Source organism: Phenylobacterium sp. (assembly GCF_046290725.1).
In the GTDB taxonomy this organism is placed as follows: domain Bacteria; phylum Pseudomonadota; class Alphaproteobacteria; order Caulobacterales; family Caulobacteraceae; genus Phenylobacterium.
Genome location: NZ_JBKBUH010000002.1, coordinates 829,967 through 845,138, shown reverse-complemented (window position 1 = coordinate 845,138; position 15,172 = coordinate 829,967). Strand labels below are relative to the sequence as shown.

At 68.1% G+C, this 15,172-nt stretch carries 14 protein-coding genes and 1 tRNA gene; 8 read left to right on the top strand and 7 right to left on the bottom strand.

Translation table 11 applies throughout. The features are described from left to right. Positions 1–227 precede the first annotated feature (227 nt). A complete protein-coding gene (locus ACK41C_RS15420; RefSeq protein ID WP_409656031.1) occupies positions 228–1,505 on the top strand; it encodes a spinster family MFS transporter in 1,278 nt (425 codons plus the stop codon). Between the two features lie 77 nt (positions 1,506–1,582). Further along, on the top strand, positions 1,583–2,959 hold the full coding sequence (locus ACK41C_RS15415) for a flavin-containing monooxygenase (RefSeq protein WP_409656029.1): 1,377 nt from the start codon (positions 1,583–1,585) through the stop codon (positions 2,957–2,959). Here ACK41C_RS15415 and ACK41C_RS15410 read toward each other — a convergent pair. The 6 genes from ACK41C_RS15410 to ACK41C_RS15385 form a co-directional block, all read right to left on the bottom strand. Beyond that, positions 2,956–3,561: a phosphoribosylglycinamide formyltransferase gene (locus ACK41C_RS15410; RefSeq protein WP_409656027.1), complete on the bottom strand. Its 606-nt coding sequence runs from the start codon at positions 3,559–3,561 to the stop codon at positions 2,956–2,958. The genes ACK41C_RS15415 and ACK41C_RS15410 overlap by 4 nt on opposite strands. Next, the gene (locus ACK41C_RS15405; RefSeq protein WP_409656025.1) at positions 3,558–4,382 is read right to left on the bottom strand and encodes an MBL fold metallo-hydrolase; all 825 of its coding nucleotides are present in this window, start codon (positions 4,380–4,382) and stop codon (positions 3,558–3,560) included. Before ACK41C_RS15405 ends, ACK41C_RS15410 begins: the two co-directional genes overlap by 4 nt. Further along, on the bottom strand, positions 4,379–5,155 hold the full coding sequence (locus tag ACK41C_RS15400) for a TatD family hydrolase (protein WP_409656023.1): 777 nt from the start codon (positions 5,153–5,155) through the stop codon (positions 4,379–4,381). Before ACK41C_RS15400 ends, ACK41C_RS15405 begins: the two co-directional genes overlap by 4 nt. A 12-nt stretch (positions 5,156–5,167) precedes the next feature. Further along, positions 5,168–6,166 (bottom strand): DNA polymerase III subunit delta', encoded by a 999-nt coding sequence (locus ACK41C_RS15395; RefSeq protein ID WP_409656021.1) that lies wholly within the window; start codon positions 6,164–6,166, stop codon positions 5,168–5,170. Beyond that, positions 6,159–6,806, bottom strand: a complete 648-nt coding sequence (tmk, locus tag ACK41C_RS15390; RefSeq protein ID WP_409656686.1) for a dTMP kinase — start codon at positions 6,804–6,806, stop codon at positions 6,159–6,161. Before tmk ends, ACK41C_RS15395 begins: the two co-directional genes overlap by 8 nt. A gap of 158 nt (positions 6,807–6,964) precedes the next feature. Beyond that, positions 6,965–7,906: a septal ring lytic transglycosylase RlpA family protein gene (locus tag ACK41C_RS15385; protein WP_409656019.1), complete on the bottom strand. Its 942-nt coding sequence runs from the start codon at positions 7,904–7,906 to the stop codon at positions 6,965–6,967. Positions 7,907–8,062: 156 nt separating this feature from the next. Between ACK41C_RS15385 and ACK41C_RS15380 the strand changes: the two genes are divergently transcribed. The 3 genes from ACK41C_RS15380 to ACK41C_RS15370 all read left to right on the top strand — a co-directional run bounded on the left by ACK41C_RS15380 (position 8,063) and on the right by ACK41C_RS15370 (position 9,197). After that, positions 8,063–8,152: transfer RNA gene (locus ACK41C_RS15380), tRNA-Ser, on the top strand. Between the two features lie 156 nt (positions 8,153–8,308). Next, complete coding sequence (locus ACK41C_RS15375; protein ID WP_409656017.1) at positions 8,309–8,902, top strand: TetR/AcrR family transcriptional regulator; 594 nt, start codon at positions 8,309–8,311, stop codon at positions 8,900–8,902. Positions 8,903–8,912: 10 nt separating this feature from the next. Next, positions 8,913–9,197: a YciI family protein gene (locus ACK41C_RS15370; protein WP_409656015.1), complete on the top strand. Its 285-nt coding sequence runs from the start codon at positions 8,913–8,915 to the stop codon at positions 9,195–9,197. 9 nt (positions 9,198–9,206) lie between these two features. On the opposite strand, the gene ACK41C_RS15365 is transcribed toward ACK41C_RS15370, so the two are convergent. After that, entirely contained in the window at positions 9,207–9,617 is a 411-nt protein-coding gene (locus ACK41C_RS15365; RefSeq protein WP_409656013.1) for an RpiB/LacA/LacB family sugar-phosphate isomerase, read from the bottom strand. Between ACK41C_RS15365 and ACK41C_RS15360 the strand changes: the two genes are divergently transcribed. From ACK41C_RS15360 to ACK41C_RS15350, 3 genes are all read left to right on the top strand, one after another. Beyond that, positions 9,601–10,347: a DUF305 domain-containing protein gene (locus ACK41C_RS15360; protein ID WP_409656011.1), complete on the top strand. Its 747-nt coding sequence runs from the start codon at positions 9,601–9,603 to the stop codon at positions 10,345–10,347. The two genes, ACK41C_RS15365 and ACK41C_RS15360, sit on opposite strands and share 17 nt — an antisense overlap. Positions 10,348–10,492: 145 nt before the next feature. Beyond that, the gene (locus tag ACK41C_RS15355) at positions 10,493–12,316 is read left to right on the top strand and encodes a flavin-containing monooxygenase (protein ID WP_409656009.1); all 1,824 of its coding nucleotides are present in this window, start codon (positions 10,493–10,495) and stop codon (positions 12,314–12,316) included. Positions 12,317–12,448: 132 nt separating this feature from the next. Continuing rightward, positions 12,449–15,139, top strand: coding sequence for a TonB-dependent receptor (locus ACK41C_RS15350; protein ID WP_409656007.1), 2,691 nt, complete (start codon positions 12,449–12,451; stop codon positions 15,137–15,139). The last annotated feature ends 33 nt before the right edge of the window (positions 15,140–15,172 follow it).

The following is a 15,172-nucleotide window of genomic DNA, read 5'->3' as shown; positions in this document are numbered from 1 at the left end:
CCGATGCGCCGGCCTCCCGGGGCATGCGCCGACCTGCGATAAGCGCCGAACCTGCTCGTAGGTCGGCTCCTTAGAAGCACCGCCGTTTCGACCGGCGGAGCTCCGACCCAGAAGAAACTCGCGCCTGGGCTTCTCTGCCAATTGCGCCCTTGCCCTCCGCTGACCCGCAGGAAAAGCTGTCGCCGAACAGACCGGGCGAAGATTCCGGCGGCTTTCGGGAGGAAGACATGGACCGGTCCGGCGGCGGGGCTGGCGCGCGCGGCGACTACGGCCTGCTTGCGCTGCTCACCCTGATGAACGTGCTGAACTTCGTCGATCGGCAACTGCTGGCCAGCTTCGCCAACTTCATCGTGCCCGATCTGGGCTTGTCCAACACCGAGTTCGGCCTGCTGACGGGCCTGGTCTTCATCGTCTTCTACGCCGTCGCCGGCCTGTTCATGGGCGCGCTCGCCGACATGGTGAACAGGCCGCGGCTGATCGCGCTCGCCATGCTGACCTGGAGCGCGCTCACCGCCGCCTCCGGCCTGGCGCGGAACTTCGTCACCCTGGCGATCCCGCGGGTCTTCATCGGCATCGGGGAATCGGCGCTGACGCCGACCGCCATGTCGCTGCTCGCCGACCGGTTTCCGCCGGCGCGACTGGGGTTTGCGGCGGGATTCTACTATATGGGCGTACCCATCGGCGTGGGCGTGAGCCTGCTGGTCGCAGGCGTCCTGGGCCCAGCCATCGGCTGGCGCAACTGCTTCTTCCTGCTGGGCGCGATCGGCGTGCTGTTCGCCTTCGTGGTGTTCCGGGTCAAGGAGACGCGGCCGGCGCGCAAAGGCCTCGCCGCCCAGGATCGGGGGCCGGGTCTGCGGGCGCTGATCGGCATATTCCTGAAGGCCCTGAAGGCCTCCCCTGCCCTGCAGCTGACCATCCTGGGCGGGGTGTGCGTGCACTTCGTGCTGGGCGCGGCCGCCTTCGATCAGCTGTGGTTCGTGCAGGAGCGCGGCTTCGAGCGCGCCGAGATCGCAGTGATCACCGGGATCATCGCCTGTTTCGCCGGGGTGGCGGGCAACCTGTTTGGCGGCCTGGCCAGCGACCGCTGGGTGGCCGCGACCGGCCAGAGCCGCACCATGTTCATGGTCTGGCTGCTCGCCGCGCTCCTGCCCATCAACCTCACCTACCGGCTGATCGACCCCGGCAATCCGCTCTTCTGGTTCTGCGTAGTAACCGCCTTCTTCCAGCTCGGCGCCTTCTACGGCCCGACCTTCTCGGCGGTGCAGGAGCTTTGCCCGCCGCAGGTCCGCTCCACGGTCGTGGCCTTCTACATCATGGCGCTGAACGTGGTCGGCTTGGGGCTTGGCATCACCGGCAGCGGGATCATGGTGGACGCCCTGATCGCGCGCGGGATCGAGGCGCCCTACAGCTGGACGCTCTTCTCCTTCACCCTGCTCTCTGCGCTCGCCATCCCCTGCTACTTCGCCGCCGCGCGGCTGTCGCGGCGGGCGGCGTCTGCGACCTGACGCGGGGTGACGCTTGAAGGCCGGACGGCGGCTGATAGGCTTTCCTGAACAACGATAAGTCTGCGCGAGGAAGCCCCGTGACCCTGCCCAAGGCCTGCATCATCGGCGCCGGCTGCTCCGGCTTCACCACCGCCAAGCGGCTGAAGGACGCGGGCGTCCCCTACGACTGCTTCGAGATGTCCGACGAGATCGGCGGCAACTGGTACTACAAGAATCCGAACGGCCTTTCGGCCTGCTACGAGAGCCTGCATATCGACACCTCGAAGTGGCGCCTGGCCTTCGAGGACTTCCCGGTTCCCGCCGACTGGCCCGACTTCCCGCATCACGCCCAGCTCTTCCAGTACTTCAAGGACTATGTGGCCCATTTCGGCCTGCGCGAGACCATCACCTTCAACACCGCCGTGGAGAGCGCCCGCCGCAACGCCGAGGGTCTTTGGGAAGTCCGGCTTTCCACCGGAGAAACCAGGACTTACGACGTTCTCTTCGTGTGTAACGGCCACCACTGGAGCCCGCGGATCCCCAAATACGAGGGCGAGTTCGAGGGACCGGCCTTCCACAGCCACGCCTATCGCGACCCGTTCGATCCGGTGGACATGCGCGGCAAGAACATCGTCGTCGTCGGCATGGGCAATTCGGCGATGGACATCGCCTCCGAGCTCGCCCAGCGGCCCATCGCCAAGACGCTTTGGGTCTCGGCCCGGCGCGGGGTCTGGGTGCTGCCGAAGTACATGAACGGCAAGCCGGCCGACAAATCCGCCATGCCCGCATGGATGCCGCGCAAGCTCGGCCTGTCCCTGGCCCGCAAGGCGATCAAGAAGGCCATCGGCAATATGGAGGACTACGGCCTTCCCAAGCCCGACCATGAGCCCCTGGAGGCGCACCCTTCAGTCAGCGGCGAGTTCCTGACGCGAGCCGGCTGCGGGGATGTGAGGTTCAAGCCCGCGATACAGCGGCTGGAGGGTCGCAAGGTGCGGTTCGCCGACGGCAGCGTCGAGGACGTGGACGTCATCATCTTCGCCACCGGCTACGACATGCGCTTTCCCTTCTTCGACGATCCGGCCCTGGTTCCCGACGCGGAGCACCGCCTGCCGCTGTTCAAGCGGATGATGAAGCCGGGCGTGCCGAACCTCTTCTACATGGGCCTGGCTCAGCCTTTGCCGACCCTGGTCAATTTCGCCGAACAGCAGGCCAAGCTGGCCGCCGCCTATCTGACCGGCCGCTACCTGCCGCCGCCGCCTGCAGAGATGGAGCAGGTCATTGCGGCCGACGAAGAGCTGCACATGGGGCAGTACTATCGCTCCAAGCGACACACCATCCAGGTGGACTTCAACGTCTATGTGGCCGACCTGATGAAGGAAATCGCTCGCGGCGAGAAGCGGGCCGCAGCGGCCGGCCATGCGCTTCCCGTGCCGGCGCGGGCGCAGGCTGCGCCTGCTGTTCCCGTGTCGGCCTAGCCCGGCAGCTTCAGTTCGCCCCGCGCGATGCGCCCCAACGTCTCGACGAAGAAGGCCGGTTCGGCGGCGGTGACCTTGGCCTCGAGGCTTTCGGGTGTTTCGCCAGCGGCCAGCGGGATGGCGCGGCGGGCGATGGCCGGGCCGTTGTCATAGACCTCGTCCACCAGATGGATGACCACGGCGCTCTCGGCGGCGCCGGCGGCGATCACCGCTTCATGCACGCGGCGGCCGTACATGCCTTCCCCGCCGAAATCCGGCAGGGGGCCGGGATGAATGTTGAGGATGCGGTTGCGGAACCGCGAGAGCGTGGCCGGCCCTAGTCGGCGCAGGTAGCCGGAGAGGACGACGAGGTCGGCGCCGGCTTCGGCCAGGGCCTCGGCGAGGCGGGCGTCGGCGGCCTCGGGATCGGTCTTGGTGGGCAGGACAAGCGTCGGGACGCCATGAGCCTGGGCGAAATCCAGGGCGGGCGCCGCGCGGTTGTTGCTGACCAGCAGGCAGGCGGCGGCCGGCAGGCTTCCGGCCTCGATGGTCTCGACGATGGCGCGGAAGCTGGAGCCGTTTCGCGATGCGAGGAAAGCGATTCTAAGCGGTTCTTTCGTCATGCGAATTGGCCGTCAAGCTCATGTTCGAATCTCAGGCCGTCATAAGCCGGTTCCACGCCGGCCGGCAGGCGACCAGCGAGATCCTCGTAGTCGAGGTCGATATGCATGTTGGTCAGGATCGCGCGGCGCGGGCGGACCCGTTCGATCCACTCCAGCGCCCGCTCAACATGGGCGTGGGTCGGGTGCGGACGCCAGCGCAGGGCGTCGAGGATCCAGACGTCGAGCCCTTCGAGCGCGGAGAAGGCCGCCTCGTCCAGCTCGACCACGTCGCTGGAATAGGCCACGCCCCCGAACCGATAACCGACCGAGCGCACCTGGCCATGATCCTGGTCGAAGCCGAGAACCGGTATGGCGCCGGACGGGCCCTCCACAGCCCAAGCCTCGCCATAGGGCGGCAGGGCGCGAAGGTCGGCGATGGCGGGGTAGCCCCCCTCGCCTTCGAAGACATAGCCGAAGCGCCGGAGCATGGAGGCGGTGGTCGCCGCGTCGGCATGGACGGGAATACGCGCGCGCTGGCGGATGGCGAAGGCGCGGATATCATCGATCCCGTGGGTCTGGTCCGCGTGGTCGTGGGTCAGCAGCACCGCATCCAGCCGCCGGGCGCCAGCCTCCGAGGTCTGCCAGACGAGATCGGGCGAGGCGTCGACGATCAGGGTGGTCTCGGCCTCCGCCGCCTCGCCCCGGCGTCGGACCATCAGCGAGCAGCGTCGGCGCCGGTTCTTGGGATTAGCCGGATCGCACGTGCCCCAGTCGCCGTCGGCGCGCGGCACCCCGCCGGAGGAGCCGCAGCCCAGGATGGTGAACTCCAGCACCCCGGTCATGGGCGCGGGATCCGATCGAAGAGGGCGAAGAAGGCGTCTTCGGTGCGCTGCTCGGCCTCCTCCCGGCTCCAGCCGCGGATCTCCGCCAGCTTGTCGAGCACGGCCGGCAGATAGGCCGGCTCGTTGCGCCGCCCGCGGTGAGGAACCGGGGCCAGATAGGGGCAGTCGGTCTCCAGGATGATCCGGTTGCCTGGCATGTCGGCGATCACCGCGCGGACGTCGTCCGCCGTCCGGAAGGTGGCGATGCCGGAGACCGAGAACCACGCCCCAAGCGCGGCCGCGCGGCGGGCGAGCTCGGCGCCGGAGGTGTAGCAATGCATCAGCAGCTTGAACGGGCCCGCCGAATACTCCTCCTCGAGGATCGCGCCCATGACCTCGTCGGCCTCGCGGGTGTGGACCACCAGCGGCAGGTCCGTCTCGCGCGCAGCGGCCACATGCTGGCGGAAGACCTCGGCCTGCACGTCGCGGGGGCTCAGGTCGTAATGAAAGTCGAGGCCGGTCTCGCCGATCCCCACCACCTTGGGATCGGCCGCAAGGCGCGCCAGCTCCGCGCTGGTCAGGTCCTGGTGATCCTTGGCCTCGTGCGGATGGGCGCCGACGGTGCACCAGATGTCCGCCGCGTCGGCCACGGCCCGCACCTTGGGGAAGTTCGGGATCTTGTCGCAGATGTTGACCATCAGCCCGATCCCCGCGGCCCGGGCCCGTGCGATCACCGCCTCCCGGTCCTCATCGAACTGGGGCGCGTGCAGGTTCACGTGACTGTCGATCAGCATGGCGGGCGATGGTCAGGCGCGCGCGGCGGCGCGCAGTTCGGAGAGGGCGGTGAAGAAGGCGTCCGCGCGATCGAGGTTGAGGGCCTCCACCTCGCGCGGCAGGCGCTGCAGCGTCTCCCACGCCGCGGCCCAGCGATCAAGCCCGCCCGAGCCCGCCTGGGCGTGCTGCACAGAAAGCGCATGCACCCGCTCGGCCAGGCGATGAAGGAGCAGCTCGAACTGGGCGGCCCCCTCCCCGCCGCGGAAGCGGTCGGCGAGCGCCAGGGCCGCGCCGCCGTCGAGGTCCGGCAAGCCCTGCAGGATCTCGCGGGCCGCGTCGTCCACGGCGACCGCGCCGGCGGCGGCGAGCGCTACGGCGCGGCCAGGCGCGCCGCCCGCCATGCGCGAGAGCCGTATGGCGTCTTCGGCGTTGGCCCCCGTACGCTCCTGCACGAAGCGAACGACCGCCCCCTCCTCCAGCGGCCCGAAGGCGAGCCTCCGGCAGCGGGAGCGGATGGTGGAGAGCAGCCGCCCCGGCGAATGGGAAATCAGGAACAGCACCCCGCGCGGCGGCGGTTCCTCCAGCGTCTTCAGCACCGCATTGGCGGCGTTGACGTTCAGGTCGTCGGCGGCGTCGACGATCGCCACGCGATGCGGGGCGGCGGCCGGGGATTTGGAGAAGAACTCCGAAAGCTTGCGCGCGTCGTCCACGGGGATGACCTTGCGCGGCTTGCCGTCCTCCCCGACCTTCTCCAGCACCATGAGGTCGGGGTGCGAGCGGGCGGCCACCTGGCGGCTCACGGGATGGTCGGGCGAGGCGCCCAGCACGCCAAAGGTTTCGTCCGGAGAGGCCCCCAGCAGGCGCCGCGCGGCGCGATAGGCGAAGGTGGCCTTGCCGACGCCTTCGGGGCCGGTCAGCAGCCAGGCGTGGTGCAGGCGCCCGCGCCGACGGGCGGCTTCGAAGGCGGCCTCAGCGGCCTCGTGCCCTTCCAGGGTGAAGACCTCGCGCGGATGGGCCGGCGCCTCAGACATGAAGCGGCAGCCGCGCCTGCACGGCTCCCCAAACGGCGGCCTCGACCTCCTCGATGGTCTGGGCGGCGTCGATCACCGCGCAGCGCCCCGGCTCCGCCGCGGCGATCTGGGCGAAGGCCGCGCGCAGGCGTTCGTGGAAGGCTGAGCCCTTGGACTCGAACCGCGTCTCCGCATGGCCGGAAGCATCCGCATGGGCGGCTGCGCGCGCCAGCCCGACCTCCACCGGCAGATCGAAGATCAGGGTCAGGTCGGGGCGCGCAGCGTCCAGCACCTGCGCCTCGAGGGCGGAGATGAGCGCCGGATCGACCCCGCCGGCGCCGCCCTGATAGGCCCGGGTCGAATCGGCGAAGCGGTCGCAGACCACCCAGGCGCCGCGCTCGAGCGCCGGGGCGATGGTGCGCTCGATGTGGTCGCGCCGGGCGGCGTACATCAGGAGCGTCTCGGTCATCGGGCTCCAGCGGTCGGCCGAGCCGGTCAGGACGAGGTTGCGGATCGCCTCGGCGCCCGGCGAGCCGCCGGGTTCGCGGGTCGCGACCACCTCCAGGCCCTCGGCCTGCAGGCGCGCGACCAGGCGACGGACCTGGGTCGATTTCCCAGCCCCCTCCCCGCCTTCGAAGGTGATGAACCGCCCGCGCGTCACGGGCCCCAAAATGGCCGCTTCGCCGGCTTTGTCCAGCCGCGGAGCTCAGGGCACGATGCGGTCAGACGAGATCGTCTGACCGTTGAATCGTGCCCTGTACTCAAAAGTTAGAGCGCGTTCTAATCGCAAAACCGGTTTCCACTTTTGCGGAACGCGCTCTAGGGCCGGATGACGCGGGCGTCGGCGAAGCCGAGGGCGGCGACCTGGTCGCGCGTGGTCCAGGCCGAGGCCTCGTCGGCTCCCCCGGTCACCAGCACGCGGTAGAGGGTCAGGCCGTCGGCGCGCTGCACCGGCTCGATCACCGCATGGCCGGCGATGGAGACCTGGTCGGCGACCGCCCGGGCGCGGCCATGGTCGCTGAAGGCGCCGGCCTGGACGCGATAGGCGCCGCCGGTTGAAGCGGCTGGGATCGGCGCCGGCGCGGTGGAGACCGCGATGGGGGTCAGCGGGCTGGAGGCGACGGCGACCGGCGCCGGCGCGGTCAAGCCCTCATAGGGAATCGGCGATCGCGGAAGCTCCGCGGGAGGCACGGGCGTGGGGGTGTAGGAGGCCTGGCGCAGGCTGCGGTCCGGCGGGCCGAGCGGCGCCGGCCCCACATAGCGCACCCGCACATTGGCCGTGCCGGCGCGCTCGAAGCCGAGCTGGCGGGCGCCTTCCCGCGACAGGTCGATGATCCGGCCGCCGACGAAGGGGCCGCGGTCGTTCACCCGCACCTGGATCTTGCGCCCATTGTCGAGGTTGGTGACCTCCACGATGGAGGGCAGCGGCAGGGTGGTGTGCGCTGCGCTGGGCATGGTCATGTCGAAGAGCTCGCCATTGGCGGTCGTCTTCATGTGGAATTCGTCGCCGTACCAGGAGGCGAGGCCGGTTTGGTCGTAGGTCGGGTCTTCCTTGGGCACGTACCAGACGCCCGCGACCTGGTAAGGCGCGCCGACCTTGTAGCGACCGCCCGCCCCGTTGGGCGCGGCAGGCGCGGGCCCCGCCGAGGGTCCGCGGACGGAGTAGGTCGGCTTGGGCGTGGCGCAGGCGGTAAGCGCCGCACCGGCGACCAGGATGATGGCGAGGTTGCGCCCGCGGGCGATCAGAGCGGCGTCGGCCATGCCGGAACTCCTTGCGAACGCCCCCTCAGGCGTCGCCGCAAGGGTGAAGAGAGAGTTTTGCGGCGCGGTTAACAGGCGGGGTTAATCCGTTAAGCCTGTTTCCGCCGGTGGAGCCCTCGCCCCGCCCCTGCTATAGCCGCCTTCGCTTCGCGCGCCGGACGGGTGGCCGAGTGGTTTAAGGCAGCGGTCTTGAAAACCGCCGTGGGTTCACGCCCACCGTGGGTTCGAATCCCACCCCGTCCGCCAGCGGCGACAGCCCCCCCTTTCGCCGATCGCGCCGCCACGCGGTGAGTCCCTCGGCCACCATCGCCTTGTAGGACATTTGCCCTAGACCCCTTAGGTCAAATGTCCTACATCGCGGTTCGCAGCGTGGCCGTGAACGTGTGATCTTGGAGGTTGGATTTGGGCGCGAGCGAGACCCGCCAGCAGATCGTGGACGTCGCCGATCGGCTCTTCTACGAGCAGGGCTTCGAAGCCACGTCGTTCGCCGACATCGCCCGGGAGGTCGGTCTTTCCCGGGGCAATTTCTATTATCATTTCAAGACCAAGGACCAGATCCTCGCGGCCGTGATCGCGCAGCGTATGGCCAATACGCGCGCCATGCTCGAGGCCTGGGAGCAGGGTCCGCCGGTCGAACGCATCCGCAGTTTCGTTCACATCCTCATCGCGAACCGGGCGAAAATCATGGCCTATGGCTGCCCGGTCGGCACGCTCTGCAACGAACTGGCCAAGCTCGATCATGCGGCGAAGGACGACGCGGTCGGTCTGTTCACCCTGTTCCGCCACTGGCTTTCCCGCCAATTCGCCGCGTTGGGGCGCGAAACGGACGCCGATGGCCTGGCCCTCCACGTCCTGATGCGCAGTCAGGGCGTGGCGACGCTCGCCGCGGCCTTCCGCGACGAGGACTTCATCCGCTCCGAGGTCGCCGACCTGGAGGCGTGGCTGCACGCCCAGCGCCCTTCGACTTCACCCCTAGCTTCGCGCCAACCTGCCTGACGGAGACGCCATGTTCGTCATCACCCTTCGCTTTCTCGACAAGAGCAAGGCGCCGCGATTCATGGACGCGCACAACGAGTGGATCAGGCGCGGCTTCGACGATGGCGTCTTCCTGCTGGTGGGCGGCCTTCAGCCGAACGCGGGCGGCGTGATCCTTGCGCACAATGCATCTGCTGAAGAAATCGGAGTTCGAACGCAGGACGATCCCTTCGTCGCCGAGGGCGTCGTCAGCGCCGAGATCCTCACCGTCACCCCGGCGCGCGCCGACGAACGACTCGCCTTCCTGAGAGTCTGAAAGGCCTCCCTACAACCCCGAAACATCCAGCCCCGCCAATCGCTCCCGACGCTCGGCGTAGCGCTCCCCCAGGGCGGCGGTGTCCAGGAACGTCCGGAGTATATTCTCGGCGACGTCGGCTGCGGTGACGTCGGCGCCCAGGACCAGCATGTTGGCGTCGCCATGTTCGCGGGCGGGGACGCTTTCGTCCGCGGTGTGCAGCAGAGTCGCCCGGATGAAGGGAAAGCGGTTGGCGGTGATCGCCATCATCTGTCCGCTGCCGCAGATCCCCACGGCGAAGTCGGACCGGCCGGCCTTGATCTCGGCGACCAGCCGAAGCGCATAGTCCATCGCATCGACCCGCTCGGCAGCGCTGTCGGTCCCGCAGTCGGTCGCCTCGTAGCTATTGGCGAGCAGCCAGTCCTTGAGCCGCGCCTTCAAGGCGGCGCCGCGATGGTCGGACGCGATGGCGACGGGCTTTTCGGTCAGCTTCGGGCGCATGGCCCAGCCTAGCGGGCGCGAGGGGGCGGCTTCAACTGCGCCGCACGGAACGAACCTGGACCTGGTCGGCGTTGTACCGAGACAATCGAAGAAAGGCGCCCCTATGGCGAACGCGCACGACCATCAAGGCAAGGCGCAGATGAGCTGGCTTCGGTTCGCGGCGATGATCGCGACCTCCACGATCATCATGTTCTTTCTGATGTATCAGCTCGTCTACGCGCCCGACCATGCGACGTTCAGCGTGAACCGGCTCGTCGCCTCCCTGGTCATGGGCTGCGTCATGACCGTGGTGATGCTGGGCTTCATGTGGCCGATGTACGGCGGCGGCGGATTGAAGGTCGCCGTCCTCGTCGGCGCAGCGTTGCTGGGGGCGACCCTGCTCTACCTCAACCGCAGCCAGAGCCTGGTCGGAGACGTGGCGTTCATGCGCTCGATGATCCCGCACCACTCCATCGCCATCAACAACGCCCGCAAGGCGAACCTCAGCGATCCTCGCGTTCGCGAGCTGGCCGATGAGATCATCGAGTCTCAGGTTCGCGAGATCGTCGAGATGAAGCAGCTCATCGACGACATCGAGCGCAACGGCGAGCGCGGCGACCGGAAGCTCCCGCCTCGCTCGGCCGAACCGACAGCCGCAATGAAAGCCGAGGCGGCTGAAGTGGTCCGCTAGCCCCTGCCTCGGCCGGTGATCGGCGGACTAGCCACTCCCTCCGCCATACTCTATCTTCAAATTATTCCCGGGCCGGATTCCCCCGATTTCCGCCTGTCCTGCGGCCCCGTTCCGCCGGCGGCGAGCTGTTGATTTGAGGCATTGGATGACGATCACCGATCAGCCCCCGCCGCCCACGAAGCGCGCCATCGACAAGCAGGCGCTGCTGGCCAAGTACCGGGCGGAGCGCGACAAGCGGCTGCGGCCGGACGGCAACGACCAGTACCTGCAGCTGAAGGGTCAGCTGTCGCACTATCTGGACGACCCCTACACCCCCTTCGTCGAACGCGAGCCGAAGACCGACCACGTCACCTTCGCCTTCGTGGGCGGAGGCTTCGCCGGGCTGGTGACCGGGGCGCGGCTGGTGGAGGCCGGCGTCAGGGACGTGCGGATCGTCGAGAAGGGCGGCGACTTCGGCGGCACCTGGTACTGGAACCGCTATCCGGGCGCCCAGTGCGACACGGCCTCGATGATCTACATGCCCCTCTTGGAAGAGACGGGGCACATGCCGAGCGAGAAATACGCGCACGCGCCGGAGATCCTGGAGCAGTGCCAGCGCATCGGGCGCCAGTACGGCCTCTATGAGAACGCCCTCTTCCACACCGAAATCACCAATCTGAGCTGGGACGAGGCCCAGTCCCGCTGGGTCATAGAGACCAATCGCGGCGACCGCTTCACCGCCGACCATATCGGCCTGGGCACCGGGCCGCTGCATGTGCCGAAATTGCCCGGCATTCCCGGGATCGAGACCTTCAAGGGCCACTCCTTCCACACCAGCCGCTGGGACTACGGCTATACGGGCGGCGACCCGAAGGGGGCGCCGATGGAGAAGCTGGCGGACAAGCGGGTGGCGATCATCGGCACGGGGGCGACCTCGGTGCAGTGCGTGCCGCACCTGGCGCGCGCCGCCGGCCGGCTCTACGTGGTCCAGCGCACCCCCTCCTCCGTCGACGTGCGGGCCAACGTCCCCATCGATCCCGACTGGTTCAAGTCCATCGCCACCCCGGGCTGGCAGCAGCGCTGGCTGGAGAACTTCACCGCCAACCAGGCCGGCGGCACGGCCGAGGAGGACCTGGTCCAGGACGGCTGGACCGACCTGTCGCGGCGGATTCGGGCGAAGATCATGACCTTGCCGCCGGAGCAGCGCTCGCCGCTCAACATGCTGGCCGCCTACGAAGATTCCGATTTCGAGAAGATGGAGGAGATCCGCGCCCGGGTGGATTCCATCGTCACCGACCCTGAGGCCGCCGAGAAGCTGAAGGCCTGGTACCGGCAACTCTGCAAGCGCCCGTGCTTCCACGACGCGTACCTGCAGGCCTTCAACCGCCCCAATGTGACCCTGGTCGACACCGACGGACAGGGCGTGGAGCGGATTACCGAAAAGGGTTTCGTGGTCGCCGGCGTCGAGTACGAGGTCGACTGCATCATCTACGCCTCAGGCTTCGAGGTGGGCACTGAATACAAGCGCCGCGCTGGCTTCGATCTCGTCGGCCGCGGGGGCTTGAAGCTGTCCGAAGCCTGGGCCGAGGGCATGAAGACCAAGCACGGCGTCCACGTGCACGGCTTCCCCAACGCCTATTTCGTGCAGCCGACGCAAGGCGCGAACCTGATCTCCAACGTGCCGCACAACCTGACCGAGGCCGGCAAGACCATCGCGGCCATCGTCAAGCACGCGCTGGACAACGGTCACAAGGAGGTGGAGGTGACGCGAGAAGCGCAGGACGCCTGGGTCGAACTGCTGCTCTCCGGCCCCGGCCGCACCATGCTGGGCTCTCCGGACTGCACGCCCGGCTACTACAACAACGAGGGCCAGGATCCCGGCCCGGCCGCGCGGCTCAATGTGGGCTATCCGGCGGGCGCCACCGCCTATTTCAAATATCTGGACGCCTGGCGCAGGTCGGGGAACTTCGAGGGCCTCGCCTTCCGCTGACGCGCCGGCCGCCACGACCGACAACTCGGAGAAGGAATATCCCCCGGTCATCGAACCGGAGCACGACTGACACCGCCGGCCGCTAACTGACCCTCCCGTCCGCTGAACACAGCAAAACGAGGGGGACGGTCGATGTTTTCAGCTCAATTGCGCCGGCGCGGCGCGGCGCTTTCGCGCAAAGGCCTGCTGCTGGCCTTCTGCGCCGGGGCCCCACTGGCCGCGGCCACGCCGGCCTACGCCGACGACGACGCCGATGTCGCCGAACTGGTGGTCACTGCGCCGATCCGGGAGAGCCTGGAGAAGTCGCTGCAGATCCAGAAGGAGGCCGACAACGTCGTCAATGTGATCGCCGCCGACACTATCGGCCGGTTTCCCGACGCCACAGCCGCCGGAGCCCTGGCCCGCCTGCCGGGCGTGGGCGTGCAGCGCGACCAGGGCCAGGAGCGCTATATCCAGATCCGCGGCGCGCCGACCCGCTGGACGACGGTCGCTCTGGACGGGATCAACGTGCTGGGCGCGGAAGACCGCATCTTCCGCTTCGACTCCGTGCCGGCGGCCCAGATCAGCCAGGTGGTGCTGAACAAGACCCTGCTGCCGGACATGCCGGCCGAGGCGCTCGCCGGCCGCGTGAACATCGAAACCTATTCGCCGCTGGCCAATCCCGGCTTCCACGGCGCCTTCGACGCCGGCGGCGGCTTCGTGGACATGGGCGACGGGCCGGTGAAGCAGTATTCGGCCCGCCTCTCCTGGGCCAACGACACCTGGGGCTTCAGCCTGATCGGCTCACGCTATTCCTTCGAACAGCACACCGACAACGACGAGCCGCGCTTCGACAGCACGGGCCTGGCCTCCATCCGCTTCACCAAATACGTCATCGAGCGCCGGACGGAGTCCTATTCGGGCAAGATCGAATACGCGCCCAACGACAACCACCGCCTGACGCTGAGCCACCTGAAGACCGAGTTCAACGACTACGAGCAGCGGAACTGGTACCGCTTCAACTACGCCCAGGCCTTCACGATCAACCGGCGGGACTTCGAGGTGGTGGACGCCGTGGGCGTGCCCACCGACGCCTCCTTCGCCAACGGCGTCTACACCAACGGCGTGACCTTCAGCGTGCTGCACGGCGAGCACAAGCTGGCCGGCTGGAGCTTGGACTGGAACGCGGCCTACACGACCACCGAGTTCAACAATTTCTATCCCTCCATCACCCAGCAGACCTCGACGGCCTTCACGCGGCCGACGGCGGCCAACGCCCTCCTGCTGCCCTCGATGGTGGTGCAGGTGAACGCGGTCAGCCGCGGCGTTCCGCTGCACACGCTCTACGACACGGTCGGCGTCGGCGGCGCGCCGACCCGCGGCGCCCAGCGGACATCGATCAATCAGCTCTCCTTCACAGAGGAATTCGCCAGCGAGTCCACCGCTCGCCTGGAGACCGAAGCCTACACGCTGAAGTTCGACGCCGAACGCGAATGGACGAGCTTTGGCGCCGAGGCCAAGTTCTCGGCCGGCTTCCAGTACGACGACCGCAGCCAGGTCAACGAACTGACGGCCCTGGTCCGCCCCGACGGCACGGTGGTGACCGCCAACCGCAACGGCTTCAACATCGGCGCGGTCGCCGCGGCCCTGAACCTGCCCTGGAACCCGGCCCTCTACGTGACCTCGGTTCCGTGGGACCAGAACGTCAACCGCGGCTTCACGGCCAACTACATCCACAACCCGGCCATGTCCTATCAGCTGCTCCAGATCATGGAGGCCGCGCGGGCGGCCAATGCGGCGGGCACGGGTAATTTCGCGGTCTACGACATCGACCGCCGCGCGACGAACACGGTGGATGAGACGGTGACGGCCGCCTACGCCATGAACCGCTGGAAGTGGGATCGCCACACCCTGATCGCCGGCCTGCGCGCGGAGCGGACCGAGGTGGAGACGCAAGGGCTGGCCAATGTGAACGGCGTGCTGACGCCGCTCACCTTCTCCAGCAAGGAGACCCAGGTCTTCCCCAGCCTGCACTACACCTTCGACTGGTCCGACGCCCTGAAGCTGCGGGCGGCGCTGATCTCCGGGGCGGCCCGGCCGAGCCTGGAGGACATGCGGGCCACGGTCTCGATCAACGAGACCACCCAGGTCATCACCGGCGGCAACCCGTTCCTGAAGCCGGAGACCGCCTACGGCCTCGACCTGTCGGCGGAGTGGTACTTCGCCCCCGCCTCGCTGCTGGCCGTCAGCGCCTATCATCGCGAGGTGAAGGACGTGCTGTTCAGCGCCACCAGCCTGGTGGAGGACGACAGCTACAACTTCGGCGGGGTCGACCGGCGCGGCTATACGATCTCGACGGACTTCAACGGCGGCGATGGCCATCTCAGCGGGATCGAGTTCGTCTATTATCAGCCCTGGACCTTCCTGCCGAGCTGGCTGTCGGGCTTCGGCTTCCAGGGCAGCCTCGCCTTCACCAAGGGCGAGTTCAAGACGCCGGACGGCGACACCGTGGAGTTCCCCGGAACCTCCGACCGCCTTCTTGGCCTCACCCTATTCTACGAAAAATACGGGCTGTCGGCCCGCCTGACCTACCAGAACCGCACCGACTGGCTTGACGAGGTCTTCCCCTCGGGCAGCGCGGCCAATTCCAATCTCTACTGGGACGAGACCACGCGGGTCGACCTCTCGGTCCGCTACCAGATCAACGAGAACCTGTCGGTGTTCATGGACGCCAACAACCTGACCGACGAAATCGGCGTGCGCTACCAGGGCCGGGAGGACCGGCCTTACGAGGTCGAAGGCTTCGGGCGGAAGTACCTGTTCGGCGTTCGCGCCAGTTTCTGATCCCCTCCGGCCGGGGCCCCAGACCCCGTCCGG